24 protein-coding genes are annotated in these 26968 nt (G+C 72.5%); 7 read left to right on the top strand and 17 right to left on the bottom strand.

What is annotated here, in order from left to right; translation table 11 throughout:
* Nucleotides 1-22: 22 nt before the first annotated feature.
* From ACIBEJ_RS02700 to ACIBEJ_RS02675, 6 genes are all read right to left on the bottom strand, one after another.
* Nucleotides 23-997, bottom strand: a complete 975-nt coding sequence (locus tag ACIBEJ_RS02700) for a methyltransferase (RefSeq protein WP_397180832.1) — start codon at nucleotides 995-997, stop codon at nucleotides 23-25.
* Nucleotides 998-1008: 11 nt separating this feature from the next.
* Entirely contained in the window at nucleotides 1009-1740 is a 732-nt protein-coding gene (locus tag ACIBEJ_RS02695) for a thioesterase II family protein (protein WP_397180831.1), read from the bottom strand.
* A gap of 115 nt (nucleotides 1741-1855) precedes the next feature.
* Nucleotides 1856-2545: a hypothetical protein gene (locus tag ACIBEJ_RS02690; RefSeq protein WP_397180830.1), complete on the bottom strand. Its 690-nt coding sequence runs from the start codon at nucleotides 2543-2545 to the stop codon at nucleotides 1856-1858.
* 22 nt (nucleotides 2546-2567) lie between these two features.
* Entirely contained in the window at nucleotides 2568-3698 is a 1131-nt protein-coding gene (locus tag ACIBEJ_RS02685) for a hypothetical protein (protein WP_397180829.1), read from the bottom strand.
* The gene (locus ACIBEJ_RS02680; protein WP_397180828.1) at nucleotides 3691-3993 is read right to left on the bottom strand and encodes an HAD family hydrolase; all 303 of its coding nucleotides are present in this window, start codon (nucleotides 3991-3993) and stop codon (nucleotides 3691-3693) included. Before ACIBEJ_RS02680 ends, ACIBEJ_RS02685 begins: the two co-directional genes overlap by 8 nt.
* On the bottom strand, nucleotides 3987-4265 hold the full coding sequence (locus ACIBEJ_RS02675; protein ID WP_397180826.1) for a hypothetical protein: 279 nt from the start codon (nucleotides 4263-4265) through the stop codon (nucleotides 3987-3989). Before ACIBEJ_RS02675 ends, ACIBEJ_RS02680 begins: the two co-directional genes overlap by 7 nt.
* Before the next feature lie 185 nt (nucleotides 4266-4450).
* On the opposite strand from ACIBEJ_RS02675, the gene ACIBEJ_RS02670 reads away from it, so the two are divergent.
* Nucleotides 4451-5662, top strand: coding sequence for a helix-turn-helix domain-containing protein (locus ACIBEJ_RS02670; RefSeq protein WP_397180825.1), 1212 nt, complete (start codon nucleotides 4451-4453; stop codon nucleotides 5660-5662).
* Here ACIBEJ_RS02670 and ACIBEJ_RS02665 read toward each other — a convergent pair.
* Nucleotides 5647-5901: a hypothetical protein gene (locus ACIBEJ_RS02665; RefSeq protein WP_397180824.1), complete on the bottom strand. Its 255-nt coding sequence runs from the start codon at nucleotides 5899-5901 to the stop codon at nucleotides 5647-5649. The two genes, ACIBEJ_RS02670 and ACIBEJ_RS02665, sit on opposite strands and share 16 nt — an antisense overlap.
* Nucleotides 5898-8885 (bottom strand): amino acid adenylation domain-containing protein, encoded by a 2988-nt coding sequence (locus ACIBEJ_RS02660; RefSeq protein WP_397180823.1) that lies wholly within the window; start codon nucleotides 8883-8885, stop codon nucleotides 5898-5900. Before ACIBEJ_RS02660 ends, ACIBEJ_RS02665 begins: the two co-directional genes overlap by 4 nt.
* A 179-nt stretch (nucleotides 8886-9064) precedes the next feature.
* On the opposite strand from ACIBEJ_RS02660, the gene ACIBEJ_RS02655 reads away from it, so the two are divergent.
* A complete protein-coding gene (locus ACIBEJ_RS02655) occupies nucleotides 9065-12121 on the top strand; it encodes a type I polyketide synthase (RefSeq protein ID WP_397180822.1) in 3057 nt (1018 codons plus the stop codon).
* A gap of 542 nt (nucleotides 12122-12663) precedes the next feature.
* Here the strand turns inward: ACIBEJ_RS02655 and ACIBEJ_RS02650 are convergent.
* The 3 genes from ACIBEJ_RS02650 to ACIBEJ_RS02640 form a co-directional block, all read right to left on the bottom strand.
* On the bottom strand, nucleotides 12664-12804 hold the full coding sequence (locus ACIBEJ_RS02650; protein ID WP_397180821.1) for a hypothetical protein: 141 nt from the start codon (nucleotides 12802-12804) through the stop codon (nucleotides 12664-12666).
* A gap of 341 nt (nucleotides 12805-13145) precedes the next feature.
* The gene (locus tag ACIBEJ_RS02645; protein ID WP_397180820.1) at nucleotides 13146-13295 is read right to left on the bottom strand and encodes a hypothetical protein; all 150 of its coding nucleotides are present in this window, start codon (nucleotides 13293-13295) and stop codon (nucleotides 13146-13148) included.
* Between the two features lie 263 nt (nucleotides 13296-13558).
* The gene (locus ACIBEJ_RS02640) at nucleotides 13559-14938 is read right to left on the bottom strand and encodes a MarR family transcriptional regulator (protein ID WP_397180819.1); all 1380 of its coding nucleotides are present in this window, start codon (nucleotides 14936-14938) and stop codon (nucleotides 13559-13561) included.
* Between the two features lie 635 nt (nucleotides 14939-15573).
* On the opposite strand from ACIBEJ_RS02640, the gene ACIBEJ_RS02635 reads away from it, so the two are divergent.
* A complete protein-coding gene (locus tag ACIBEJ_RS02635) occupies nucleotides 15574-16530 on the top strand; it encodes a LuxR C-terminal-related transcriptional regulator (protein ID WP_397180818.1) in 957 nt (318 codons plus the stop codon).
* A gap of 351 nt (nucleotides 16531-16881) precedes the next feature.
* Nucleotides 16882-17181, top strand: coding sequence for a hypothetical protein (locus ACIBEJ_RS02630; protein WP_397180817.1), 300 nt, complete (start codon nucleotides 16882-16884; stop codon nucleotides 17179-17181).
* Here ACIBEJ_RS02630 and ACIBEJ_RS02625 read toward each other — a convergent pair.
* Complete coding sequence (locus ACIBEJ_RS02625) at nucleotides 17153-17812, bottom strand: phosphotransferase (protein ID WP_397180816.1); 660 nt, start codon at nucleotides 17810-17812, stop codon at nucleotides 17153-17155. The two genes, ACIBEJ_RS02630 and ACIBEJ_RS02625, sit on opposite strands and share 29 nt — an antisense overlap.
* 296 nt (nucleotides 17813-18108) lie before the next feature.
* Here ACIBEJ_RS02625 and ACIBEJ_RS02620 point away from each other — a divergent pair, with 296 nt between their 5' ends.
* Together ACIBEJ_RS02620 and ACIBEJ_RS02615 are read left to right on the top strand one after the other, a co-directional pair.
* Nucleotides 18109-18408: a hypothetical protein gene (locus ACIBEJ_RS02620; protein WP_397180815.1), complete on the top strand. Its 300-nt coding sequence runs from the start codon at nucleotides 18109-18111 to the stop codon at nucleotides 18406-18408.
* Nucleotides 18405-20531, top strand: coding sequence for a carbon starvation CstA family protein (locus ACIBEJ_RS02615; RefSeq protein ID WP_397180814.1), 2127 nt, complete (start codon nucleotides 18405-18407; stop codon nucleotides 20529-20531). The genes ACIBEJ_RS02620 and ACIBEJ_RS02615 overlap by 4 nt, the downstream gene beginning before the upstream one ends.
* On the opposite strand, the gene ACIBEJ_RS02610 is transcribed toward ACIBEJ_RS02615, so the two are convergent.
* Genes ACIBEJ_RS02610 through ACIBEJ_RS02595 form a run of 4 tightly spaced genes read right to left on the bottom strand, consistent with a single transcriptional unit; the run spans nucleotide 20511 to nucleotide 25505 of the window.
* Nucleotides 20511-22037: an FAD-dependent oxidoreductase gene (locus tag ACIBEJ_RS02610; RefSeq protein WP_397180813.1), complete on the bottom strand. Its 1527-nt coding sequence runs from the start codon at nucleotides 22035-22037 to the stop codon at nucleotides 20511-20513. The two genes, ACIBEJ_RS02615 and ACIBEJ_RS02610, sit on opposite strands and share 21 nt — an antisense overlap.
* Entirely contained in the window at nucleotides 22034-23488 is a 1455-nt protein-coding gene (glpK, locus tag ACIBEJ_RS02605; protein ID WP_397180812.1) for a glycerol kinase GlpK, read from the bottom strand. Before glpK ends, ACIBEJ_RS02610 begins: the two co-directional genes overlap by 4 nt.
* A gap of 56 nt (nucleotides 23489-23544) precedes the next feature.
* Nucleotides 23545-24240 carry an IclR family transcriptional regulator gene (locus ACIBEJ_RS02600; RefSeq protein WP_397180811.1) on the bottom strand — a complete coding sequence of 232 codons (696 nt, stop codon included), beginning with the start codon at nucleotides 24238-24240 and terminating at the stop codon, nucleotides 23545-23547.
* A 38-nt stretch (nucleotides 24241-24278) separates the two neighbouring features.
* Nucleotides 24279-25505 carry an erythromycin esterase family protein gene (locus tag ACIBEJ_RS02595; RefSeq protein WP_397180810.1) on the bottom strand — a complete coding sequence of 409 codons (1227 nt, stop codon included), beginning with the start codon at nucleotides 25503-25505 and terminating at the stop codon, nucleotides 24279-24281.
* Nucleotides 25506-25582: 77 nt separating this feature from the next.
* Between ACIBEJ_RS02595 and ACIBEJ_RS02590 the strand changes: the two genes are divergently transcribed.
* Nucleotides 25583-26290, top strand: a complete 708-nt coding sequence (locus tag ACIBEJ_RS02590) for a TioE family transcriptional regulator (protein WP_397180809.1) — start codon at nucleotides 25583-25585, stop codon at nucleotides 26288-26290.
* Between the two features lie 45 nt (nucleotides 26291-26335).
* Here ACIBEJ_RS02590 and ACIBEJ_RS02585 read toward each other — a convergent pair whose 3' ends face one another.
* On the bottom strand, nucleotides 26336-26959 hold the full coding sequence (locus tag ACIBEJ_RS02585; RefSeq protein ID WP_397180808.1) for a hypothetical protein: 624 nt from the start codon (nucleotides 26957-26959) through the stop codon (nucleotides 26336-26338).
* Nucleotides 26960-26968 lie beyond the last annotated feature (9 nt).

Below are 26968 nucleotides of genomic sequence, written 5' to 3'. Positions count from 1 at the left end.
GCCTGCGGCATAGATGGCCGGTTCACGTCTCCAGGACGGCGTTCAGCAGGCGCAGGCCCAGGGGCAGTTCGGCGACGTACTCGATGCTCAGCCCGGCCCGGTCGAGCAGGGCGCGGTACTCCGGCAGGGTGCGCTCGCGGCCGTCGGTCATGACCATCATGTGCAGGTCGAAGGCGGCGGGCAGCAGGGCGTCGGCGGTGGCCACGCGCTCGATGACGAGCAGCCTGGCGCCGGGCGGCATGGCCTTGGCGCAGTTGGCGAGGATGGCGGCGCACTGCTCGTCGTCCCAGTCGTGCAGGACGCGCGAGAGCATGTAGACGTCGCCGCCCTCCGGCACGGCGGCGAACAGGTCGCCCGCCACCAGGTCGCAGCGGTCCAGCAGGCCCTCCAGGTGCGGGCCCGCCTCGGCGATCACCTCGGGCACGTCGAACAGCACCCCGCGGGCCCGCGGCGCGGCGCGCAGCACCTCGGCCAGCAGGGCGCCGGTGCCGCCCGCCAGGTCCACGACCATGCGGGCGGCGGAGAAGTCGTGCTTGCAGGGCACGCGGCGGAAGTAGTAGGTGCCGGCCGCCATGCCGGCGTTGAACTCGGCCGCCTTGTCCGGCTCGCCGGCCAGGTAGTCGAAGATGGGCAGGCCGTAGACGTGGCGGAAGCCCTGCTCGCCGGTGGTGACGGTGTGCTCCAGCGCGGCCCAGGAGGCGGTGAAGTGGTCGGAGCCGTACAGGGTGGCCAGCGGGCCGAGCCGGTCACCGCGCAGCAGGGCGCCCATCTCGGTCAGCGCGAACCGCGTGCCGCGCTCCTCCAGGATCCCGGCGGCGGCCAGCAGGCGCATCAGCCTGGCCAGCGCGCCCGGATGGACCTCCAGAGCCTCGGCCAGGTCCGCGGCGGTACGCGGGCCGCCGCTCAGCGCGTCGGGGAGCCCGATCCTGGCCGCGACGTTGGTCGCCTGCGCCACCCACCCCCCGGTGAGGATGCGCATGAGGTCGTTCTCGATCATGGTCCTGCTCCTCACGGTGTGGACGGCGGCACGGCGGCGAGCACGGCCCGCATGACGTCCTCCGCCCGGTCCTGCAGGTAGAAGTGGTCGCCGGGCAGCGTGCGCACGGTGCATTCGCCGCCGGTCAGCTCGGCCCAGCGCGCGGCCTGCTCCGCGCTCACCTCCGGGTCGTCGGCGCCGAGGAGGGCGAGGACGGGGCAGTCGAGCGGGGCGTCGTGGCGGTGCCGATAGGTCTCCTCCAGCCGGAAGTCGCCGCGGACGACGGGCAGCACCAGCTCCCTGATGGCCGGATCCTCCAGCAGCTCGGGGTCGGAGCCGCCGAGCCTGCCCAGTTCCTCGGCCAGCTCGTCGTCGGAGCCCAGGTGGGCGGTGACGGCCTGCCGTTCGTGGGCGGCGTGCCGCCCGGACACGACGAGGGCGGCGACGCCCTGGCCTCGGGCGCGCAGCTCGCGGGCGCTCTCGTAGGCGATCAGCGCGCCCAGGCTGTGCCCGAAGAGCACCGCGGGCCGGTCCAGCAGCGGCGTCATCGCCTCGGCCACCTGCTTGGCCAGCAGGGCGACGCTCTCGGCGAACGGCTCGCCGTACCGGTCGGCCCGGCCCGGGTACTGCACGGCGCGCACTTCGGCCTCGGGCGCGGCGCGGTGCCAGGAGCGGAAGAAGGCGGCGCTGCCTCCGGCGTGCGGGAAGCAGAAGACGCGCAGCGCGGCGCCGGGCCGGACCTCGTAGCAGTGGAAAGGGTTCATGCGATCTCCTCTGCGGCCGCGCTCTGTCCCCCTCCGCGCGGATGCCCCCTGAGCGTCACCCCCTGGAAAAAGCATGACACAGTACGGCCGGCCGCCCCCACCCGGCTCAACTGGCTCAGACGGCGTAGGCGGCGTGGTCCCGGGTGCTCAGCGCCGCCCGCACCGCCGTGATCCGGGCGAACAGGTAGGCGTCGTTGAGCCGGGCCGCGTAACCGCCGGCCGCGTGCGGGGTCAGGAAGTGGAGGCTGCGGCGGGAGGCGGCCACCTCGGCGGTCGGCCGTTCGCGCACCCCGGGCCGCGCGGCGGCGCGGGCGGAGGCGGGCAGCACCACCTCCTCGTCGCAGGTCCACGGCACCGCGCCCGGCTGGAAGGCGTCCAGCCAGCGCTCTCTGGCGTCCAGCAGTTCGAGCCCGAGGTCCATGGCCTCGGGCGAGGCCCAGTCGGCGGGGACGTGGCGGCTCCAGTAGGCCGCCCGGGTGCTGATGCGCGGCTGGGGCGCGCCGGGCGCGGTCCTGATCAGGCTGAGCGGCAGCAGGGAGCGTGCGGTCAGCTCCTCGCAGCGCAGCAGCGTGAGCACCGGCATCGTGAGACCGCGGGTCCGGCTCGGCCTCTCCACGACCGCCGTCTCGCGCAGCGGCGGCAGGGCGGGGCCGGCGGCGGCGCACCACCGGCACGGGACGAACGCGAACAGGATCTCCGGCTCCGGCCGGTCGGTCCGCACCCTCCGGTCGGGGATCAGCGTCAGGGCTCCGGCCTCCCGCCGGGCCATCCGTGACAGCAGGTCGAAGGGCAGCGTCGGATACATCTCACTTGACCTCCTTTGACGATCATTCCAGGGTGGCGACCAGGGTCGTCGCCGCGCATCCGGCGCGGAACCCGGCCACGCACGTGTCGGCCAGTTCCACCCGGCCGTAGAAGTCGAGGCGCGCCTCGTCCCGCCTGCTCAGCCCGCCGTCCAGCCAGGACGCCACGCAGGCGCGGAGGACCGGCGAGACCGGTCCCGGCGGGCCGCCGCCCGGCCGCGAGGAGGAGACGTCGAAGCCGAGGATGTAGCCCGCGGCCCACACCTCCAGCGCCGCGGCGTAGGGGAAGACGAGCCCGGCCACGCTGACCGGCGCGTAGAGCGAGGTCTCCTCCATGTACGCCGCCCACTCCTCGGCCACCTCGTCGGCGTCGACGCCGAGCAGGTCGCACCAGTCGTGCCAGTACCAGCCGAACGGGTTGTCCACGGGCTCACCGGTGGCGAACCTGATCAGGCACCGCGAGTCCCGCAGCTCCAGCGTGTACGGCAGGCCGGGCCACACCCCCTCCGCCGCCCCCGCGGCCCAGAAGGACGGGTCGATCCCGGCGTGGTCGGCGAAGGCGGCGGCGTGCCGTTCGCCGTGCCCGTCGTCGCCCGCGACACCCGGCAGGTCGCCTTGGTCGACGAGGCTGGGCACGAGCGCGACCACCCGCACGCCCCGCTCGCGGCAGAAGGCCGTCACCACCTCGTCGTCGCGGAACGCGTCGGGCACCCGGGCGAGGCGGGCGGCCAGCGCGCGGGCGTCGGCGGCGGGCAGCAGGAAGCCGGGCGCCGGGGTGTGCTCGAAACGCGACAGCGCCGCCCAGGGCGTCCCGAGCGCGGCGGCCCGGCGGAAGAGGTAGGAGTTGCGCGGGCTGTCGCGCTCCACGTAGAGGGCGAGGCCGTGGGCGGGGCGCTGCCGTACGGCCGCTTTCAGGTGCGCGGCGAAGTCCTTGGCGAGCACCACGTCGTCCTGCAGGACCAGGTGGTGGGTGGCCGCGTCGGGGCAGGCGGCCCAGGCGCGCCCGGCGGCGCGCAGCGGGCTGGGCGGACCGGCGGGGTCGGGGTCGGGGACGAGCAGGGGCGACAGCTCCGCGCACTGGGCGGCGAGCGCCTTGGCGGCCGGTTCCCTGCTCGGGTGATACCTGACCGCGACGCTCAGCTTCAGGTCAGCCAATTGTCCGTCCCTCTCGTGCCAACTCCATTTCGGCCGGCGCGCCGTACATCAGGTCGGCGGGCATTCCCGCGGCGGGGTGAACGGCCGCGGTGCGCATTCCGGCGGCGCGGACGGCCGAAATTCCAGCCGCCGAATCCTCGAAGACAACGATGTCTTCGGGGCTTAACCTCGGGACTATTTCGGCGAGGCGCTCCGGCGCTGTGATATATCCCTCAGGGTGTGGTTTTCCGTGCGTGACGTCCTCGCGTGTCAGCACGATGGCGAACAGGTGTGTGAATTCCGCGCGGGTCAGCACGGGCCCGGCCTCGGCGCGCGGCGCGCAGGCGACGAGCGCCGGCTGCGGATCAGGACGACCGTCTCAGGCCGGACCGGCGACACCGTGCCCCTGGCCTGGAAGAAAGGGCGGTCGAGCGTCACGGCCGGCTCGGCGGCGGCGGTTTCGGCGTGGACGCGATATTGCGGTTCGTCGTCGCCGGCGATGGTGCCGTTAAAGTCGAAGACGACCGCGCGTACTCCAGAAAGACCGCCAATCATCAGCGACGCCCCCGCTATCCCCGTGAGTGTCATGACTTACACATTTCCCGACATACCACCAACCCTCTAGCATCTGTGTGCGGCAGCTTGTACCCATTGCAGCGTGTTGCCAGGGTCACATCCCGTCATCAACGGCGACAGCACGTTGCCATTTCTGGCACAATGTGATTAGTTTCTGACACAATGCACACGCCTCATAACGCCTGCTGAGAGAAGGAATGCTCGCTCAACCGGCCTTCGGCCACCGCCTCAGGGCGCTCCGTCTCGAACGCGGACTGTCCCAGGCCGCGCTCGCCGCCGGTGGTCTGTCCACCGGCTATCTCTCCCGGCTGGAGTCCGGCGCCCGCCCGCCCACCGCCCGCGTCGTCGAGCACCTGGCCGAGCGTCTCGGCGTGCCGGTCTCCGCCTTCGACGCCGCGCACGAACCGCAGTCGCTGGCCCAGGTGCTGGCCTCGGTTACCTCAGCGGAGGAGACCGGCGACCCGGGCGAGGCCCTGGCCGACGCCCTGCGCGCCGACGACCGGGTCAACCCGGCCCTGACCTGGCAGGCGATGTGGCTGCTCGCCCGCATCCGCGGCGGCCAGGGCCGCCACGACGAGGAGCTGGAGCTCCTGGACGAGCTGGTCGCGCTCAGCGACAGCCTGGGCTCGCCCGAGCTGCGCGCCCGCTCGCGCGTCGAGCTGTCGCGCAGCGTGCAGGCCCTCGGCGACAGCACGCGGGCCCGCGACCACGCGCACGAGGCCTATGCGCTCTCCCCCGACCTGTCGGTGGCCGACCGGGCCGCCGCGCTGCAGGCGCTCGTCTCGGCCGAGGCGGAGGCCGGACGGCTGGCCGAGGCCAGGGCGCACGCCGACGAGCTGTGCGAGGTGACGGAGGCGGCCGGGGGGACGCTGTTCATCAAGGCGCTGTGGGCCTCGGCCACCGTCCGCCTGCGGCAGGGCGACTACTCCGGCGCCCAGGAGGCCCTGGAGCGCGCGTTGCAGGGTCTCGACAGCCGCGGCGACCTGCAGCTCTGGATGCGGCTGCGGCTGGCCGCAGCCTCGCTCTACCTGCAGATCACCCCGCCGCGGACCGACCGGGCCGCGGCCAGGCTCGACGAGGTCGGTCCCGTGCTCGACCTGGTCGGCACCGACCTGCACCAGCAGCAGTTGCTCACGCTCCGCGCCCACCTCGCCTTCGAGGAGGGCAGGATCGAGGAGGCCCGCGCCCTGGTCGAGCGGATCGGGGAGGCGGGCGAGTTGCTGCTGTCGTTCCGCGACCGGATCAGGTTCCAGGCGCTGCGCAGCCAGTTGCTCATCCTCGACGGCAAGGTCGAGGAGGGCAACACCGCGCTGCGCACCCTCGCCACCCAGGCGCAGGAGGCCCTCAACGTCGAGCTGGCGGCCGAGATCTGGAAGATCCTGGCCACCACGCTCTACAGCAAGGCGTGAGCGCCGGCCGTTGACACCGGTGCAGCGGGCCGACGCCCGGGCCAGGCCGTGGAGCCGGTCTCCGGCGGCGCGGAAGAAGCAGCGGCGGCCGGCGGGCGCATGATCGGCTCCTGCTCGCCCGGCGGGTGCCGGTGCGCGGGCGTGTGGTCGCGCATCCAGCGCCAGGGCCCGTGCGGGTCGCCCTCGGCGAACCGCGGCGGGTCGGTGAGCGCCGCGGGCTCGATCGTGGGTGCCGTCATGGCCGGGCTCCGGACGGGATGGTGTGGAGGCGGTCGGTGAAGCGCTTGGCGAACTCCTCCGCCGTGCTCTCCGCGACGGTCCTCGGCCGGTAGGACACGACCATCCGCAGGCCGCCGTCCTCGCGCGGCCACAGCTCCGTGTGCAGCTCAAGCGGCAGTTCCAGGTACGGCTGCCGCACGAACGCGGTCCGCAGCCCGCTCAGCGCGAGCTCGGCAGGGGCGTTGTCCTGCAGGGCGAAGAGCGTCTGGAAGATCGGCGGCCGGTCGGTGCGCGGCGGGTTGACCAGCCGCAGCACCTCGGGGAAGGGCACGTCCTGGGCGGCGAACGCCCTGGCCACACGCTTCCCGGTCTCCCTCACCGCGGCCGGGCCGCCGTCCAGCGCCCTGTCGCGCAGGCGCACGCAGAGCATGTTGATGTGGCAGCCGACGGCTCTGTCGAGGGCGGGGCCGTACCTCTGGGCCATGGGGACGCCGACGGCGAAGTCGCGCTGGCCGGTCACCTCGGCCAGGCTGCTCGCGCACAGCGCGAGCAGGGCGGCGAAGCGGGTGACGCCGAGCCGGGCGGCCAGCGCGTCCACCCCCGCCACGACGGCGGGGGCCAGCGGGCTCTCCAGGTGGCGCGGTCCGGTCGCGGCCGGGTCCAGCCCGTCGGCGGGCCAGCACAGGTCGGGGACTCCGGTGAGCTCTTCGAGCAGGTAGTCGCGGTGGTCGGCGAGGTCGGCGGCCACGGGGTGACGTCGGGGGCGGGGCGCGGGGGCGCAGCGTCCGTGGTTGTAGGCGTCGGCCAGGTCGGCGGCCAGCACGGACTCCGACCAGCCGTCGAAGGCGACGTGGTGGACGACGGCGCCGAAGACGGTCAGGTCCGGCGCCACGGGGACCAGCGCGGTGCGCCACACCTCGCCGCCGGTCAGCTCCAGCGGGTCGGCCAGGGCGGTACGCAGTTCGCGGATCGCGGCCTCGACGTCCGGCCTTGCCGGGAGCACCTCCAGCGGCGGGGGCGGGATGTCGGGCGAGGTCCAGGCGGCGGGCCTGGGGTCGGCCAGGTACACCGCGCGCAGCGGCTCGTGCCTGCGGTGCACGGCGGCCACGGCGGCCTCCAGGGCGGCGCGGTCCAGCTCGCCCTCGACGATCCAGGTGAGCAGGCAGTGGGCGCTGCGGTCGGCGGGCGCGACCAGGTGCCTGGTCAGGTAGACGACCTGCATCGGGGTCAGGGGGATGACGCCGCAGGAGGCCGGGGCGGTGTCCCGGCAGTCCTGTCCCTCGGTGGAACGCAGCCAGGCGGCCAGGCCGGCGGCGGTGGGGTGGCGGTAGAGGCGCGAGACGGGGACGGGGCGTTCCAGGCGGGCCGACAGCCGGGCGCAGACGCGGCCCGCGGCCAGCGAGTCTCCGCCCAGCTCGACCAGGGGGACGTCGCGGGGGACGTCCTGCCTGCCGAGGACCTCGCGGAAGGTGTCGGTGACGAGCGTCTCGACGGGGTCCGCGGGAGTCGGGTCCGCTTCGGGTGGCCCGGACCGGCCCGGGACGAGCGAGAGCAGGGCGTTCTCGTCGAGTTTGCCGCGTTCGGTCACCGGGAAGGCGGGCACGCTCACCACGGCGGCGGGGCGGTGGTAGGGGGCCAGGAGCAGGTTCAGGGCGCCGAGCGCCGCCTCCAGCGGGTCGCCCCTGGTCTCCGGCACGCAGAACGCCACCAGGTCGCGGGCGGCGCCGCCGGCGTCGGGGCGGGGAAGGACGCGGCAGTGCCGTACCGCGGGAAGGAGGCGCTCGATCTGGCGCTCGATCTCGGCGGGTTCGATGCGGTGGCCGCGGATCTTGACCTGGCGGTCGGCGCGCCCGCGGAAGTGCAGCAGCCCGTCCGGGCTCCAGACGCCGAGGTCGCCGGTGCGGTAGACGCGGGTACGGCGGCCGCCGATCCGCACGTGCGTGAACCTGGCCCGGGTCAGCTCCTCGTCGCCCAGGTAGCCGAGCGCCAGGCCCTCCCCGGCGATGCAGATCTCGCCGGTCTCGCCCACGGCGCAGGGGCGGGTGCCGTCCAGGACGTGGACCTGCGTGCCGGGGACCGGGCGGCCGAGCGGGATGCCGCCGGGGCGCTCGCAGTCGGCCGCGGTGACGCGATGGGTGGTGGCGAAGACGGTGCTCTCGACCGGGCCGTAGCCGTTGAGCAGCACGATCACCGGGTGCCTGGCGATGAACCTGGCCACGTGCCCGGCCGACAGCCGCTCGCCGCCGATCATGACCTGGCGCAGGCCGTGGAAGGCGTCGAGGTCCTCGTCGACGATCATGTTGAACAGGCTGCCGGTGAGCCAGATCGTGTCCGTGCCGTGGGTCTCGACGGCCGCGCGCAGGCAGCCGGCCGACAGGTAGGGCTCCTCGACGATCAGCGAGGTGCCGCCGTTGAGCAGCACCGACCACAGTTCCAGCGAGAAGGCGTCCCACGGGGTCGGCGCGGCCAGCGGCATCACGGTATGGGCGCCGAAGCGGGCGAACCCGTCGTGCTGGAAGAGCCTGGCCGTGGCCCAGTGCGGGGTGAGCACGCCTTTGGGCCGCCCGGTGGTGCCCGAGGTGAAGAAGACGCACGCGGGGTCGCCGCCGCTGACGGCGGCGGGCCGGTATCCCTCCGGCACGGTGACCGGCCCGTCCGGCGGCGACCACACCGGCAGCCCGAGGTCGGGGCAGCCGGCGTCCGTCCAGGACACCACCAGCCCGGCTTCCAGGTCCTCCATCACCTCGACCAGGCGGCGCCGCGGCCACGTGGGGTCGAGCAGCGCGTAGGCGGCCCCGGTCTTCAGTACGGCCAGCAGCGCGACCACCAGATCGACGCCTCTCGGCAGCAGGATGGGCACGCGGGCGCCCTTGGTCACCCCGGCCTGGGCCAGCCGGGCCGCCCATGCGTCGGCGGTCCGGTTGAGCTCGCCGTAGGTCACGGTGGTGTGTCCCGACACCAGGGCGGGCGCGTCCGGGCGTGACAGTGCCGTCCGCGCGAGCACCTCGTGCAGGCCTTCGCTGAGCGAGGCGCAAGGGCGCCCCGTCGTCCAGCTCGAATCTGGCTGCACGGCTTTCCCACTCCCCTCACCTGCCACCGCTTACCAACATTCTTGTCAAAAGGTTGCCATATGGTTGGCAAATCCGGCAAGCTGTTGGCCGACAGTTCCCCGGAGGTGTGCTCATGGCCCGCGACCGCTCGCACGACATCGCCGTGACGGGAATCTCCGCCAGGTTCCCCGGCTCGAAGGACCTCGGCTCCTGGTGGGCCGCGCTGACGTCGGGGCAGGTGCTCACCACGCGCTACGACAGGGCCGCCCTGCTGGCCGCCGGGGTGCCGGCCGCGCTGGCCGACGACCCCGACTACGTGCCCGTGCGCGGCCACCTCGACGACGCCGACCGCTTCGACAACACGCTCTTTCGCGTCAGCGCGCGCGAGGCGCAGCTCATGGACCCGCAGCACCGCCTCATGCTGGAGGCGGCGTGGGCGGCGCTCGAGGACGCCGGGGCGGGACGGACCGCCGAGGGCCCGCGCACCGGCGTCTACGCCTCCAGCAGCGGCAGCGGCTACCTGCGCGGCCTGGTCACCGGCGGCGCCCTCGACCCGGCCACGCTCGACCAGGTCATCCACGGCACCGAGCCCGACTTCATGGCCGGCCGCATCGCCTACAAGCTGGGGCTGACCGGGCCCGCGATGGCCGTGCAGACCGCCTGCTCGTCCTCGCTGGTCGGCGTCCACCTGGCCGTGCGGGCACTGGTGGCGGGCGAGTGCGACCAGGCCGTGGTGGTGGCGGCGGGGATCGGGTTCCCGCAGGCCGGGCACCTGTGCATGCCGGGCGGGATCCGGTCGGCCGCCGGTTCCTGCCGGCCCTTCGACGCGCGGGCCGACGGGGTGGTGGCGGGGTCCGGGGTGGTCTGCGTGGTGCTGCGGCGGCTGGCCGACGCCCTGGAGGACGGGCCTTCGCCGTACGGGGTCATCCTGGGGACGGCGATCAACAACGACGGCGCGGCCAAGGCCGGCTACCACGCGCCCTCGGTGGCCGGGCAGGAGGCCGTGATCAGGTCCGCGCTGCGGACCGCCGACGTCAGTGCCGCCTCGCTCGGCTACCTGGAGGCGCACGCCACCGGGACCCGGGTCGGCGACCCCATCGAGTGGTCGGCCGCCTCGGCGGCGCTCAAGGGCACGGGTGCCGGGGCCGGGCAGGTGGCGGTGGGGGCGCTGAAGGCCAACATCGGCCACCTCGACGCGGCCGCCGGGCTGGCGGCACTGGTCAAGGCGCTGCTGGTGGTGCGGGAGGGAGTGGTGCCGCCGGTGGCCGGGTTCACCCGGCTCAACCCGCTGCTGGAGACGGGCGACTCGCCACTGCGGGTGCCGGAGGAGGCCGGGGCGTGGGACGGGCCGGCGCCTCGGCGGGCGGGGGTGAGCGCGTTCGGCATCGGCGGCACCAACGCCCACATCATCATCGAACAACCCCCCACCTCGTCTGCCACCTCCGCGTTCACCCCTACCCCCGGCTCGGTTGCCGCCGTCACCCTGGACTCCCTCGGCCCTGATGCCGGATTCGGGGGTGGGGATCCCGGGCGGCTTGTGCTGGTGTCGGCGGCGGACCGGGAGGCGCTGGAGCGGTCGGCGCGGCGGTTGGCCGGGCACCTCACGGCCCATGGGCCCGATCTGGCCGACGTGTCGTTCACCCTGGCCACCGGACGGGCCGAGCTGCAGGAACGGCTGGCGGTCTGCGGCCGCACGGCCGCCGAGGTGGCCGCCGCCCTGACGTCGGACGGCACGGCCCGGGGGCGCCGTCCGGCCGACGGCCCCGCCCCGGTCGTCTTCATGTTCCCCGGCCAGGGCAGCCAGTACCCCGGCATGGCGGTGCCGTTCGCGTGGTCGCTGCCGGGCTTCCCCGCGGCGCTGGCCGCCTGCCTGGAGTGCTTCCAGCCGGAACTGGCCGAGCGCGTGGAGCGGGCTCTGCTCGACCCCGCCTTCCCCGCCGCCGACCTGCGGGAGACCGAGCTGGCGCAGCCGTCGCTGTTCGCGCTGGAGCACGCCGCCGCCACCGCCCTCATCGCCCTCGGGGTACGGCCGGCGTCCCTGATCGGCCACAGCCTGGGCGAGATCACCGCCGCCTGCCTGGCGGGGGTGTTCACGCTGCCCGACGCGGCCAGGTTCGTCGCCGTGCGGGGAAACGCGATGCAGGGCTGCCCCACCGGCGCCATGATCACGCTGGCCTGCCCGGAGGCACAGGCCATGAAGCTGGCCGCCGAGGCCGGCGTGGACCTGGAACTGGCCGCCGTCAACTCGGCCGACTCCTGCGTGCTGGGCGGTCCGGTCGCCGCCGTCGAACGCTTCGAGGCGGCGCTGGGCGAGAAGGTCCGCCACCACAGGCTGCGTATTAGCCACGCCTTCCACACCCGTCTGGTCCAGCCCGCCGTACCCGAGCTGGCGATGGAGCTCACCGACATCCGGCTGCGGCGCCCCGTGCTCCCGTACGCGGCCAACAGCACCGGCAGGGTGATCCCGGCGGGGGTGGTGGTGAGCCCGGAGACGTTCATCGAACAGGCCCGCCACACCGTGCGCTACGCCGAGGCCATGGCCTCGACCGCGCTCGCCCTGCCCGGCGCGGTGGCGGTCGAGATCGGCCCGGGCACCACGCTGTCCGCCCTGGCCGCGAACCTCACCACGGTCCCGCTGTCCCCCGGCCACGCCTCCTCCCGCCCGGCCGACGAGGTCCTGAACGCCCTGGGCCGCCTCTGGACCCTGGGCCAGCCCATCGACCCACGCGCCCTGTGCCGGACCGGGCACCGCGTCCACCTGCCCACCTACCCGTTCGCCGGACCCCGCTGGCTGGCCCCGGAATTGGCCCCCAAGACCCCGCCCGTCCCAGCCCCGGCCCTCGCGACATCGGTCCCCTACGGCCTGGACCTCGCGGGTCTGGACATCCCAGTGGCGGTCGAGGAGAGCCCATCCTGGAACGGCGGCTCGGTGGACCGGGTCTCCAACGCCCCGGCGGTGCTGGCCGGGCTGTGGACGGAGCTGCTGGGTCACTCCGATCTGACGGCCGAGTCCGACTTCTTCCAGCTCGGCGGCGACTCGCTGCTCATCACCAGCCTGGCCAGGAAGGTCAACCAGGAGTTCGGGATCCGGGTGCCGGTCCGGTCGATGCTGGCCGGCCGCACGCTGGGCCGCCAGACCACCATCGTCCTCGACCTGCTGGCCGAACCCGTGGCGGCGGCGGGCTCATGACGTGACAACCGCGGCGTCTGGTCCCGGGGTGGGCCAGGCGCCGCGGTGTTCGTGCTTGGCCAGGGTTCACGCGCCTGCCGTTCACAGGGGCTCGGCAGGTCGTTCAGAATCGCGGGCCGCGTAACTCCCCAGCCCTTGCCACACCGGCGCGATCTCAAGCCCTTGCCACGCGGGTTGCCACCATCCTTGCCATGCGGCCGACCTTCCTTCGGGCTCGCGGAGGTTCCGCGGCCTTGCCTTGCGATCTGGAAGGGCCTGGCCGTACCACCCGGAAGGGCCTGGCCGTACGAACTGGAAGGGTCTTGCCCGTACGAACTGGAAGGGCCTTGCCGTATGACCGGGAAGGGGCTGGGCGTATGACCGGGAAGGGGCTGGGCGTGGGAGCGCCCGCGCGGCCGGGGTGGCGGCGCGGGCGCTGGGTGGATGGCTTCGCGGGCCTGCCTGCGCGAGCGCGTGGGCGGGTCGACGCGGGCGTGCGGCGTCGGCCCGCGAGAGCGATCCAGGTTCGGCAACCGGCCGGAGAGGCACACGGCCGGGCTGGGCTACGGCCAGTCGATCTCCACGCCTTCCGGCAGCGTGGCGGTGACCCTGGAGAGGTCGGGTTGCGCGGTGGGCACCCTCGGGGGGCCCGGGTCCCGCGACGCGTCGGCGTGCGGGTCGGCCTGGGTGGTCCTGGTCTTCATGTCCCTGCTCCCTCGGGCGAGGACTCCTGTGAGGAGCGCCGTGAGGGCGGTTGCCATCGCGATACCTGAATATCCCCTGCGGACACGCGATGCTCCCGGGTACGGCTACCTGCCGCGGCGGCGAGGAAGGCGCTGGGGTCCTGGACACGGATCCCGGTCGCGGAGCGAGGCTTGTGCGGACCTTCCATCGGAACCCCCGAATGGCAACAGCACCCGAATTTCACAGGAAGAGTTCAGTTTGATCGCGCCCCCGGCGCGCGGGCCCGGGAACCGGTCGGCGACGCGCGCCGCCCCGGGCCTATTGGTGAATGTCACGGCTTTCCGCCGGCGATTCACAATGGTCAGCCCCAGCCGTTGGTGTCCTTACCGTAGGTGGTCGTGTTGGGGGGCGCGTCGGCATACGCGGCGGAGGACACGGCGGCGACAGAGGAGAAAGCGGCGGCGCTGATGATGATCGGAAGGGCGATTCGCTTGGCCATCGTGCTGATCATTGTTCTTCCTCCTTCGTGTATTTCCTGAAGCCCTTGCTTCGCTTCCGATTCTTGACCGCCGCAATACCGAAATCGAGGTTTTCCGGTGTCAGCACCCTGCAATGGCAGGACCGTGTCAAAGGGTTTAAAAAGAGGGCATGCGAATATCCCGGACCAATTGAACGCGCACTTAACGCGAGGCGAAAGCGCGCCCAATGGCCCGGGAACGTCCCGCCGGCCTGACCGGCCGGACGCCCGGCTAACCGAACATGGTTCGGAAACCGCTATCCACGACCGAGGTCGTCGAGTATGGAATTCCATGCGAGGTCGAAGCCCTCGGCCAGGCATCCGTCCAGGACGGCCCCGCCCTGCCCCGTGCCGACCTCCATCACAGGCGACATCCAGGCGGCCATGGCGGCCAGCTCGGCGCTCACCCGGTCGGGGAAGCCCGGCAGACCGGCCAGCCTGCCGATGAACACCACCAGCTCGGGCCGCGTGATCGCGGAGACCGCGACGAGGAGCCTGGCGGTCAGCACCGCCATCTCCGCCACGATCCGCAGCGCGACCTCGCTGCCCCGCTCGGCTCCGTCGACCAGCTCGTCCAGCGACAGTTCGTCCAGGCCACGGGTGGTGAGGAGGCGTTCCAGGTCGGTCTGGACGGGGCCGTCGGCCGGCCGTTCACACACCCGGGGCGCCGCGGCGCCCGACATCCGCGCCGCGAGCGTCAGCGCCTCGGGGACGCAGACGGGCACCGGCGGCGCCTGGAGCCGGCCGTCGGTGATCAGGCCGATCTCGATGGAACGCCCGACCGAGACGTAGGCCATGTCACGGGCCTCACGCCGGTCGCTGACGCGGTACTTGTAGAGCATCTCCATCTCCACCGCCCGCCTGGCCAGGTAGTTCGGCCCGAACAGGCGGCTGAGCCCACGGTCCACGGCGGCGTGGCAACTGGTGCCCTGCGGGCTGGGCGCCACCTCGCACGGCGGCGCGGAGAAGCCCGCCACCACCCAGGTGAGGTCCTCGCGGCCGATGCCGGCCTGCTTGCAGACCAGGTCCACGGTGCGGACGAGGTCCTCGAAGCACTCGGCCTCCCTCTCGCCGCGCAGGGCGGAGACGCGGGTGACGCGGGTGTCGCCGTCCAGCCGGGAGACCGCCCACTGCGCGACGCCGTCGCGGACGTCCACGCCCATGACCCAGCCGGCCTCGCTGCGCACGCGGAACAGGGTGGCGGCCCGTCCAGGCCCGCCCTCCTGCTTGCCGTAGCGCTCGACCAGGCCGTTGTTCTCCAGGTTCATGACCGCGGAGGAGACCATCGGCTTCGACAGCCCGGACACCCTGGCCAGCTCCGCCCGCGAGACCCGGCCGAGATGGCGGATCAGGTCGAGGACGTAGCGTTCGTTCATCTGGCCGATCATGCGGGGGCCGATGCCGCGCACCCGGGTCGAGGGACGCTCGACGGCCGCCTTTTCGGGGAACTGCGGGACCTCCGCGGCCGCCCAGCCGGAAACGATGATGTCCTCCGCCTGGTCCACGATCGTGGCCATGCACTGCGTTATGACCCAATCGCCGCGCCCGGCCCGATCGAGCGCCTGCTGGCAGATCTCGACGGCCTTCGCCTCCGCTTCCTGAAGCGTCGCCTGCAGGAGGAAAAAGACCACGTTCATGCCGCCGGGCTCAACTCTTACGTGGAAATGCTCCAGGCCGCTGGCGCGGCCGACGAAGCTCCGCAGGGAGAGTTCGATCCGTTCTGCGTTCGTTCCAGGTGACCGCCCGCTCAATCGGGCTGTGACGATATACACTATTCATCAATCCCTGATTAAAACCGCAGCACTTTCCCCCAGTCGATCTCCATAAGTATATGGCGGCGATATTCGAGGGGCAGCATCCTGCCGTGTCAGCATGCTGCGGTGGCAGGGTGCTGCCACCCCTCCCGGGGGCGGGCCCGCGTGCCGTACCCGAGTGGACACGGAGTGTGAGGACGGGCGGGTAGAGACCCGCGTGCGGCCCGGCGACGGCCGGCCGGGGTACGGCGGGCGGCCCGCGCGGAGGGCCGTGGATCAACGGCCAACCAGGGCAAACGGAGCCCGCGGCGGCCCGCCTATCTGGTCGGCGTATTTCTCACCGCGGTAAAGCACGAGCCGGGCTCGTCAAACTGAGAAAAAGTGGCCAAAGGAAAGGGCCATGTCAAGATTGCCAAAGTACAATCCCCACGGGAGACTCAACGTCCAACGATGCCCGTCTGGCAGCTTCGGGAGGCGGCGTGTTCGAGTCCATAGGTTTGGGCCCAGACGCAGCTACGTTGTACAGCGCAATCCTGGACAACCCTCAGTACGGCGTGAACGACCTGGCGAACCTCCTCGGCTGGCCGCCGAGGAGGGTTCGCCACATCCTCGACGAGCTCGCCGAGTTATCTCTGGTACGCCCGTCGTGGGAACATCCGGAAACCCTGCTGGCGGTGACCCCCGCGGTGGGGTTCTCCACTCTCCTGGCCCGCCAGGAGCAGGAGCTTCTCCAGCGCCAGCAAGAACTGGCCGCCAACCGGCGGGCGGTGATGGAGCTCATCGAGCAGCACTCGAGACAGCGTGCGGCACAGCACCCCGAGGTTGACCATTTGACCGGCCTCGACGAGATCCGCACCCGTATCGAAGAGCTCGCCAACACCTGCCGGACCGAGCTGATGGCCTTCGCGCCCCGCGGCGCGCAGACCAGGGAGGCGATGGAAGCCAGCCGCCCGCTCGATCAGGCCATCCTTGACCGCGGCGTCCTCATGCGGACGATCTACGTGCAGAGCATCTACAACGACAGCTTGACCCTCGAGTACGCCCACTGGCTGACCGAAGCCGGCGCGCTGGTGCGCACGTACGGGGCGCTCTCCCAGCGACTGCTCATCTACGACAGGGAGACCGCGCTGGTGCCGGTCAACCCCGAGGAGGAGACCATGGGCGCCGTCCTGATCAGGGGGACGGGGGTGGTCAACGCGCTGTGCGAGCACTTCGAGTCGGTGTGGGAGAACTCCGCCGAGCTCGGGGCCGGGCAGCCGCGCCGCCAAGGGGAAGAACTGACCGCGCAGCAGCTCGCCGTGCTGCGTCTGCTGGCCGACGGCCACACCGACGAGACCATCGCCCGCCGCCTCGGCGTGTCGATCCGGACCACGCGCCGGATCACGGCCGAGCTCATGCAACTCCTGGGGGCCCGTAGCCGCTTCCAGGCCGGCGTCCGCGCCACGGAACGCGGCGTCCTCCGCTCCGACCCCTAACCCCATCCCTCCGCCACAGCCCCTATCCGCACTCCACCCGGAACCCCGCTCTCCCGGTCTTCGCCTCACCGGGTCGGCGGCGGATTTCCTCCCTCTCCTGCCGGAACCTCGCCCGCGACCACCCCGGCGCCCGCCGCGTCGCCCGAGCCGCCGCACACCCACCGGCAACCCTTGCCAACCCTCACCTCCGCCGCCCGGCGTCCCTCCGCCACGCCCGGAAACACCCGGCCACCCGGTCCGGGAACACCCCACACAACCAACGCCGGGCAACACGGGCCCTCCAGGCCAGGAGGAGGGACGAGCAGGGCGGCCGGGAGGCCCGGGGTGGACCCCTGCGGGGAGACGTCCTTGATGCGGGCGGCCCATGCGGTGGACGGCGCGCATGACGGCCGCGGCGTCGTCGGCGGTGATCTCCCACAGGCCGGCGGCATGAGCCGGCGGGGACCCGGAGCCGGCCCACTTCGCGACTCCGCGCCCTCCGGCTACACCGACATGAACGCCTTCCGCGGCCACCGCCCCATCGAGGAGGGAGCGGCCGCCGTCGTCAGGCTCGCCACCCTGCCCGACGACGGACCGACCGGCGGCCGCTACGACGACCGCGGGCCCGCGCCCTGGTGGCGGCTCACAACCTCAGCTCCTCCAGCTCCCTGACCGCCTGGTCCATGTCGTCGGCGACGCCCTGGCTGAGCAGCCGCTTGTACAGGGCCTCGCCGCCGACGCCGAAGCGCCTGATCTCCCTGGCCCGCGCGCTCATCCTGGCGCGGATCTCCTCGACGATCGGGCCTGCCTCCCCGGCCCAGCCGTACGACTCCAGGAACATCCGCAGCCGGTGCGGGCGCGCGGCGAAGTCGGTGAAGCCCTCCGATGCGGCCACGCGGCGGGCGTGCAGCGGCACCCACCCCAGCGCCGTCCACGCCAGGTCCGACTGGACGGTGGACGGGCCGGCGAAGTCCCAGTCGAAGAACCCGACCAGCCGCCCCGCCGACCAGGCGGCGTTGAACGAGCTCGCGTCGTTGTGCGCGATGATCATGCCGGGCGACCAGCGCACGCCCGTACGCCATTCGGCGTCGGGTGGCGGCACGAAGTCGGCGACGGCCTCGTGGTAGTCACGCAGCCACCAGGCGACCTGGCGCAACGTGTCCTCGGTGCGCGTCCACTCGGGCCAGACCCGGCGCACGCCCAGCGTCTCGCCTTCCAGATACGTGAGGACCTCGCGGCCCTCGGAGTCGATTCCCAGGACGCGCGGCGCCCCCTCGAATCCCTTGCCTTCCAGATGTCTCAACAGCGCGTGGACCGTCCGGGTCCATCGCCTGACCGTCCTGCGCACCGTGCCCCCCACACGAACAGCACCACCGTCATTGCCGCCCTCCAACAGACCTCCCCTCAGGAACACCCAGACGATTGTCCGTTCCGTCACCGCGCGCGACAAGAGCGACGCGGCGCGCGTTCGCACGGGTGATCGCGGGCGAGGCCCAAGCGCCGGACCTGCGGCGTCCGCCGCGCCAAGATCCGGGCGGTGCTTTACGGGAGGGTGACGGGGGACTAGCGTCGAAAACGATCCTGCAACAGGAGTGAGGGATGTTCTCGATCACACTCACCGCCGCGGCGCGTGACGCGCTGCGCCCGGACGAGGTGATCTTCTTCGACTGGCATGGCATCGGCGTGTGCTGCGCGCACGACGGCGAGTTCTCGGTCCGGCCGGTACGCCGGGCCAAGCTGCCCCGCCGCGCGCGTCAACTCGGCGACGACCCCGCCTTCGCGCTACCCGTCGCCTGGATGCACCTCGCCGGGCAGGCGGTCACGATCGACTGCCGCACGTGGGGCCGCTGGCGGCGCTTCACGACCGACCTCCCCTGCCTAGGAGGGACCGTCCGGTGAAACTGCGATCCATTCTCATCTGGACAGCCGTCGCCGTCATCGGCGCCACCGGCTGGGCCGTGCTCGCCCTGTCGCGGGGCGAGAACGTCAACGCGATCTGGCTGCTGGCCGCGGCGCTGGGCTCCTACGCCATCGCCTACCGCTTCTACGCCCGCTTCATCCTGCGCCGCGTGCTCGGTGCGGACGCGCGGCGGGCCACTCCGGCCGAGCGGCTCGACAACGGCATCGACTTCCACCCGACCGACCGGCGCATCCTGTTCGGCCACCACTTCGCCGCGATCGCCGGGGCGGGGCCGCTGGTCGGGCCGGTGCTGGCCGCGCAGATGGGCTACCTGCCCGGCACGATCTGGATCATCGCGGGCGTCATCTTCGCCGGCGCCGTGCAGGACATGGTGATCCTGTTCTTCTCCATGCGCCGCAACGGCAAGAGCCTCGGCCAGATGGCCCGCGAGGAGATCGGCCCGATCGGCGGCGCCGCCGCGCTGATCGCGGTCTTCGCCATCATGATCATCTTGTTGGCGGTGCTCGCGCTGGTCGTGGTGGGCGCGCTGGCCCGCTCGCCGTGGGGCACGTTCTCGATCGCGATGACCATCCCGATCGCCTTCTTCATGGGCTTCTACCTGCGCAAGCTGCGGCCGGGCCGGGTCGTCGAGACAACGGTCATCGGCGTCGGCCTGCTGGTGCTGGCGATCGTCGCCGGCGGCTGGGTGCAGGAGTCGAGCTGGGCGGCGACGTTCACGCTCAGCCCGTCGGCGCTGTCGCTGTGGCTGATCGCCTACGGCTTCGTCGCGGCCGTGCTGCCCGTCTGGATGCTGCTGGCGCCCCGCGACTACCTGTCGACGTTCATGAAGATCGGCACGATCGTGCTGCTGGCGATCGGCGTCGCGATCACCATGCCGGTGATGAAGACGACCGCGTTCACCGACTTCGCCTTCAACGGCAAGGGCCCGGTCTTCGCCGGGTCGCTGTTCCCGTTCGTGTTCATCATCATCGCCTGCGGGGCGCTGTCCGGCTTCCACTCCCTGATCTCCTCGGGCACCACGCCCAAGATGATCCAGAAGGAGACCCAGGTCCGGATGATCGGCTACGGCTCCATGCTGATGGAGTCGTTCGTCGCCGTGATGGCCATCACCGCCGCCTGCATCCTGAGCCCGGGGCTGTACTTCGCCATGAACTCCCCCGCCGGGGTGGTCGGCGCCACGGTCCAGACGGCCGCCGAGGCGGTGTCCAACATGGGCTTCGTCATCACCCCGGAACAGCTCCAGGCGGCGGCGCAGGCCGTACAGGAGGAGACGCTTATCGCCCGCACGGGCGGGGCGCCGACGCTGGCGGTCGGGTTGTCGCAGATCTTCTCCGACTTCATCGGCGGGCCGGGGCTGCAGGCGTTCTGGTATCACTTCGCGATCATGTTCGAGGCGCTGTTCATCCTCACCACCGTCGACGCCGGCACCCGCGTCGGGCGCTTCATGCTCCAGGACACGCTCGGCAACGTGTGGAAGCCGATCGGCCGCGTGAGCTGGTGGCCCGGCCTCGTCGGCACCAGCGCGGTGGTCGTGGCGGCGTGGGGCTACTTCCTCTACCAGGGCGTCAACGACCCGCTCGGCGGCATCAACCAGCTCTTCCCGCTGTTCGGCATCGCCAACCAGTTGCTCGCGGCGGTGGCACTGACCGTGGCCACCACGCTGCTCATCAAGAGCGGGCGGCTGAAATGGGCGTGGGTGACCGGTGTGCCGCTGGCCTGGGACGTGGCGGTGACGCTGACGGCCAGCTACCAGAAGGTGTTCTCCGCCGACCCGGGGCTCGGCTTCTTCGCCCAGCGCAACCGCTTCCAGGCGGCCATCGACCAGGGGCAGATCCTGGCGCCGGCCAAGACGCCCGAGGCCATGCGGCAGATCGTCGTCAACTCGACCGTCGACGGCATCCTGGCGGCGCTGTTCGCGGTGCTCATCATCATCGTGCTGCTGGACGCGATCCGGGTCTGGGTGCGCGCCGTCCGCGCGACGGAGCCGCTGCCGAGCACCGAGGAGCCGTTCGTGGAGTCCAAGCTCGTCGAACCGGCCGGGCTGATCGCCACCCGCGAGGAGAAGGAGCTGATGGCCGCCTCAGCTTCGGAGAAGGGCTGAGACCCGCTCGCGGACCTCGGGGGTGTCCAGGCCGCGGATCGTCAGGGTGGTGCGGCGCCGTACGACGTCGTCGACGGTCGCCGCCCACTCCCGGTCGCGGGCGTAGAGCGCCTGCGCCCAGATGTCGGGCCCGTCCGGATGGATGCGCTCGCCGAGGCCCGGGTCACGCTGGATCAGCCTGGCCAGGTCGAAGGCGAGCGAGCCGTAGTGGGTGGCCAGGTGGCGGGCGATCAGCGGGTCCATCCGCGCGCCCGGCTCGCGGTCGGTGAACAGCCGCATCGCGACCGCGTCCGGGCTCGCCATCCCCGGCAGCGGTACGGCCGGCAGCACCTGGGCGTGGTCGCCGCCCAGCACCTTGGACAGGGTCTCGAACACGTGCCTGCCGATGTGCCGGTAGGTCGTCCACTTGCCGCCCGCCACCGACAGCATGCCGCCCCTGCCGTAGGTCAGGACGGTCTCCCGCTTGGCCGCCGTGACCCGCCCGGGGCCGCCGGGCAGCACGCGCAGGCCCGCGAAGGTGTAGGTGATGTCCTGCCTGGACAGCCCGGTGACGGCGTGGCCGGCCTCGTCGAGGATCTGGTCGACGTCGGCGTCGGTGGCGCGTACCTGGCCGGGGTCGCCGGTGTACTCCTCGTCGGTGGTGCCGAGCAGCAGGTGGTCCTCCCACGGGATGGCGAAGGAGACGCGGTACTTGTCGATCGGGGTGGTCAGCGCCGCCTTCCACGGCTCGCGCCTGCGCATGACCACGTGGGCGCCCTTCGACAGCCGGATGCTCGGCTCGGCGGCGGCGTCCTCCATGCGGCGCAGTTCGTCCACCCAGGGGCCGGTGGCGTTGAGCACCAGGTGGGCCTGGACGCCGAACTCCGTGCCGTCCAGCCGGTCGCGCAGGTCGGCCCCGCACACGCTGCCGCGGCTGAAGCGCAGCCCGGCCACCTCGGCGTGGTTGAGCACCACGGCGCCCGCCTCCACCGCCGCGCGCACGGTCATGACGGCGACCCGGCTGTCGTTCATCTGGTGGTCGCCGTAGACGGCCGCCGCGCGCAGGCCGTCCATGCGCAGCTCGGGCACCAGCTCCTGGGCGTGGCGCGGCCCGACGATCCTGCCGAGCGAGGCCGACAGCGCCGAGTACAGGAACACGCCCGCGCCCAGCTTGGCCGCTCCGTGCGGCCCGCCCTTGTACACGGGTACGACGAAGTCGAGCGGCTTGACCAGGTGCGGGGCGATGTCGGCGGCCAGCGCACGGCGCTCGCGGTGGTTCTCGGCGACGAGCTTGAGGTTGCCGGTCTGCAGGTAGCGCAGACCGCCGTGGACCAGCTTGGAGGAGGCGCTGGAGGTGGCGCCGGCGAAGTCGCCCGCGTCCACCATGGCCACGCGCAGCCCCGCCTGGGCGGCCATCCAGGCGACCGAGGTGCCGAGGATGCCGCCGCCGATGACGAGCAGGTCGAACACGGCCCTCGACAGCTCCTCGCGCGTCTGCCCGCGGTCGGCTCCTGTGACGATCATCATGACTTCTCCACCCAGTCGAGCGTGCGGGCGACGGCCTTGTTCCAGTCGCGGTACTCGCGCTCGCGCCTGCCGGGGTCGATGGCCGGCCGCCACTCGGCCGCCTTGTGCCAGTTGGCGCGCAGGCCGGCGAGGCCGTCCCAGTACCCGGTGGCCAGGCCCGCGGCGTACGCGGCGCCCAGCGCGGTGGTCTCGGCGACCACGGGCCTGATGACCGGCACGTCCAGCACGTCGGCGAGCGTCTGCATGAGCAGGTTGTCGGCGGTCATGCCGCCGTCCACGCGCAGGCTCGCCAGCGCGAGCCCGGCGTCGGCGTTCATCGCCTCGACGACCTCGCGGGTCTGGAAGGCCGTGGCCTCCAGTACGGCCCGCGCCAGGTGCCCCTTGTTGACGAACGCCGTCAGCCCGGCGATGACCCCGCGGGCGTCGCCGCGCCAGTGGGGCGCGAACAGGCCGGAGAAGGCGGGCACGAAGTAGCAGCCGCCGTTGTCGTCGACCGTCTTGGCGAGGGTCTCGATCTCGGCGGCGCTGGAGATCAGGCCGAGGTTGTCGCGCAGCCACTGCACGAGGGAGCCGGTGACGGCGATGGCGCCTTCGAGCGCGTAGGTGGCGGGGCCGTCGCCGAGTTGGTAGCCGACGGTGGTGAGCAGGCCGTGCCGGGAGACGACGGGCTTGTCGCCGGTGTTCATCAGCAGGAAGCTGCCTGAGCCGTAGGTGGACTTGGTCTCGCCGGGCTCGAAGCAGGTCTGCCCGAACAGGGCCGCCTGCTGGTCGCCGAGCGCGGCGGCCACCGGGATGCCGCGGAAGTGCCCGTACACCTCGGAGGACGGGCGGATCTCGGGCAGGATCGCGCGCGGCACGCCGAGCGCGGCGAGCAGTTCGTCGTCCCAGGCCAGCGTGTGGATGTTCATCATCAGCGTACGGCTGGCGTTGGTCACGTCGGTGACGTGGCGGCCGGTGAGCTTCCAGATGAGCCAGCTGTCCACGGTCCCGAACAGGATCTCGCCCCGCTCGGCCCGCTCGCGCAGCCCCCGGTCGAGCATCCAGCGCACCTTGGGACCGGAGAAGTACGTGGTCAGCGGCAGCCCGGCGCGCTCGCGGAAGATCTGGCCGTCCATCCCGTCGATGAGCTCGTCGGTGCGGGTGTCCTGCCAGACGATCGCCGGGCAGACGGGCTCGCCGGTGTGCCGGTCCCACAGCACGGCCGTCTCGCGCTGGTTGGTGATGCCGAGCGCCGCGATCTCCAGGCCGTCGACCGCCTCGTCGAGCACCTCGCGCACGGCCGCCCAGATCTCGGTGGCGTCGTGCTCCACCCAGCCGGGGCGGGGGAAGATCTGGCGGTGCTCGCGCTGGGCGACGGAGATGATGTTGCCGTCGTGGTCGAACACGATGCACCGGCTGGAGGTGGTGCCCTGGTCGATGGCGGCTACGTACACGGGGAAGCCTCTTTCCACGATGTTCGACAATGCCGAACGCTCGGGGGAATCGTATGGGGTGCGGGGCGCATGTTTCAACGGGCCAGGTCGCGGGTGATCGCCCTGGCGGCGTCGCGCACGTAGGAGACGTAGCGCATGTCGAGTTCGCCGTCCCTGGTCAGGCGCTCAACGGCGCCGCGGATGCCGATCGCGCCGACGACCACGCCGCTGGGGTCCTTGATGGGGGCGGCGACGGAGACCTCGCCCTCCTCCAGCTCCTCCAGGTCGGCGGCCCAGCCCCGGGACCTGACCTGGTCCAGCTCGTCCTCGCCCGGCTCCTCGTAGGGGTCGTGGGCCAGCAGGACCTTGCCGAGCGCGGTGGTGCGGGCCGGCAGGTGGGCGCCCACCTGGAGCACCTGCATGCTGTCGTCGGGGCGGAAGACGTGGTGGATGACCAGGACCTGGCCCTCGTGCAGGGTGCCGATCCACACGCTCTCCCTGCTGCGCCCGGCCAGGCCGTCAGCCCAGTTGAGCGAGCGGGCGCGCAGCTCGTTGACGTCGAGGTAGCTGCTGCCCAGGTGGAGCAGCGTGGCGCCGAGCCGGTACTTGCCGGTGGCGGCGTCCTGCTCGACGAAGCCGACGTGCACGAGCGTGCGCAGGATGCCGTGGAGCGTGCCCTTGGGCAGCGCCATGGCTCTGGCCAGCTCGGCCACGCCCAACTGGCGCGGGCCCGCGGCCAGGAGCCTGAGGATGGCCGCGGCCCGCTCCACTGACTGGATCGTCTCTCCCACGCAGCCGACGATAGCGCCTGTTCGGGATCGTCGAACAGCTAACCTGGGAGGTCTGTCGCGGCGTCCTGTTCGGCGTCCGCTGCGGCAGCCTCTTCGGTGTCCGCTTCGGCGGTCTTCAGGAAGACGATGCCTTCGGCGTCGTGGTCGGGCTCCAGCGGGATGTAGCGGTAGTCGGTGCTGATCCGGGGCTTCAGCCGTACGCCGGTGGCCGCCAGTGCCTTTGGATCGGCCACCAGGCGCTCGCCCGGCAGGGCGGACAGGACGCCTTCGAGCGTGTCCGGCGCGGGAGGCTCCAGGCCCGGCCAGTGGCCCACGCCGGTGGCGAAGAAGGCGTAGCGGTCGCCGAGGCGCGCATGGGTCATCGCCCCCGCGCTCCACCACTCCACGTACGTCTCCCCCAGCCGCATGGTGCTCAGCTCGCGCTGCAGGTGGCGGTTGTGGGCGTAGACGAGCGTGGCGCCGCGCCCGGTCTCGCGGGCCTCGATCGCCAGGAGGTTGGCGGCCATCATGGCGTCGCGCATTCCGCTCAGCCGGGCCAGCCGGTCGGGGGTGTCGTCGGCCATCGCCGCGTGGTAGCGCAGCAGGCCGGTGGCCGTCCTGCCGTAGAGGCGGGCTCGCCACCAGTCCCGCTCGCCCGCGCCGGCCAGCCGGGGCGCGTGGGCGTCGAGGTAGCCGGTGAGGTCATCGGCGAGCAGGCGCAGCCGTACCGCGTCGGCGGAGCGGCCGATCGAGCGCGCGGGGTCCATCATCGCGTCGAGGTTGTCCCAGCGCTCGTCGGCGCCGAACAGCCCCGCGAACTCCGGCACGTCCCACGCAAGCGGCACGTGGGCGGCCAGCGCCGCGTGCAGGCGCAGAACGGCCTCGCGCGGGCTCGCGGCGCCGCTCAGCTCCATGGGCGCGTCGAACCCGTAGAACCGCAGCCGCTCGTGCTCGGGCCGGCCGTGGTTGTGCTCCCGCATCCAGAGCACGAGCTCCCGCGCCGCGGCCGACGCGCCGAGCCCGTGGCTGAACCCCTCGCGCACGACCTCCTCGACGTCACCCTCGCCGCCCGCCACGTAGTCGTCGACGACCAGCCCCTTCAGGCAGTCGCTCTCGATCGCCACCGAGCGGAACCCCGCGTGCCCGGCCAGATACCGGAAGAGCTCGTTGCGCAGCCGGGGAAACGCCTCCACCCCGTGCGTCGGCTCCCCCAGCCCCAGCAGCCGCGTACGCTCACCCGCCAGCCTGAGCACCGCCGCGCCCAGTTCCTCCGCATCCGTCCGCATGCTTCGACGATATCGTTGAACTTTCTGTTGAGGGTCTGAAGATGCCATCCAGTACGGCGAGGCCGTAACCTTAAACCATGAGGCAGCTCCGCCCGATCGACCTGGCCCGTGAGCACGGCATCTCCTCGCAGGCCGTACGCAACTATGAGGAGGCGGGCATCCTCCCACGGGCGGCGCGCACCCCGAGCGGCTACCGCGCCTACACCCCGCTGCACGCGCAGGCGCTGCGCGCCTTCGTCGCCCTGATCCCCGCCCACGGGCACCACACGGCCACCGCGGTCCTGCGCGCGGTCAACGAGGACGCGCTGGAGGAGGCCCTGCGGCTCATCGACGAGAGCCACGCCCAGCTCCTGGAGGACCGCCGCACGCTGACCGCCGTCGAGAACGCGCTGCGCGACCTGGCCCCCACCCCGCCCGAACACGGCGTCACCCACATCGGCCCGCTCGCCCGTAGGCTCGGCGTGCGCCCCGCCACGCTGCGCAAGTGGGAGCAGGCGGGCATCCTGCGCCCCGGCCGCGACCGGCACACCGGCTACCGCGTCTACGCCTCGGGCGACGTCCGCGACGCCCAGCTCGCCCACCAGCTCAGGCGCGGCGGCTACCTGCTGGACCAGATCGCCCCCCTGCTCACCCAGGTCCGAACGGCCGGCGGCATCGCCCCGCTGGAGGCCGCGCTGTCGGGCTGGCGCGAACGGCTGTCGGCCCGCGGCCTGGCCATGCTGAGCGGCGCCGCCGCCCTCGACGCCTACCTGACCGCACGCGGCCAACCGTCACCGCCTCCCTAACCGCACGCCACCAACCGTCAGCACCTACCTGCGCGCCGCCGAGCCTCACCGCTCCTCGATCCAGCCCCGGTCGATGCCGGGGTTGTCGTCGTGGACGACGAACTCGCGCTCGGCCTCCAGTACGGCGAAGCCGTCCGCGCCCAGTGCCCGTACCAGGCCGTCGAGCCGGTGCCCCGCCACCGACAGGCCGACGCCGCGGCAGCGCTGCGTGACGTACCGCTCGGCCGAGCCGTCCGCCCGCACCCGCAGAGCGTCGCGCGACAGGTGCGCGGAGTGCCGCTGCGCGATCCCGGCCAGTTCCTCCGTCCTGGCGGGGTCGATCACCGTGACGTGGTGCTCGAAGTAGCATCCGTCCAGCTTCGCCGCCGCGGCGGCGGTCCATGGCACGTCACGGTTCCAGGGCGCCGCCTCGATCTTCACCCTGACCACGCGGAACCCGGCCTCCTCCAGCCCCTCCGCGCAGGTCGCGGCGGCCGCGCGCTGCTCGGGCAGGGTGCCGCGGCCGGCCAGCGTCACCGTCGGCTGGCACGGCACCGCGCCGCGCGCCAGCACGACATGGGCCAGCGTGGCCTGGTTGCCCGCCGCCCAGGCGTCCAGCCGGTCCACGTCGCCGCCGGGCGCGACGGTCAGATGGATGTCGAATACCCCCGCGAAGTCCACGAAGGCCATGATCCACCA

The organism is Nonomuraea sp. NPDC050790, assembly GCF_044456745.1.
Lineage (GTDB): Bacteria > Actinomycetota > Actinomycetes > Streptosporangiales > Streptosporangiaceae > Nonomuraea.
Note: the sequence above shows the minus strand (reverse complement) of the source record. Positions and strands in the feature narration are given on the sequence as shown.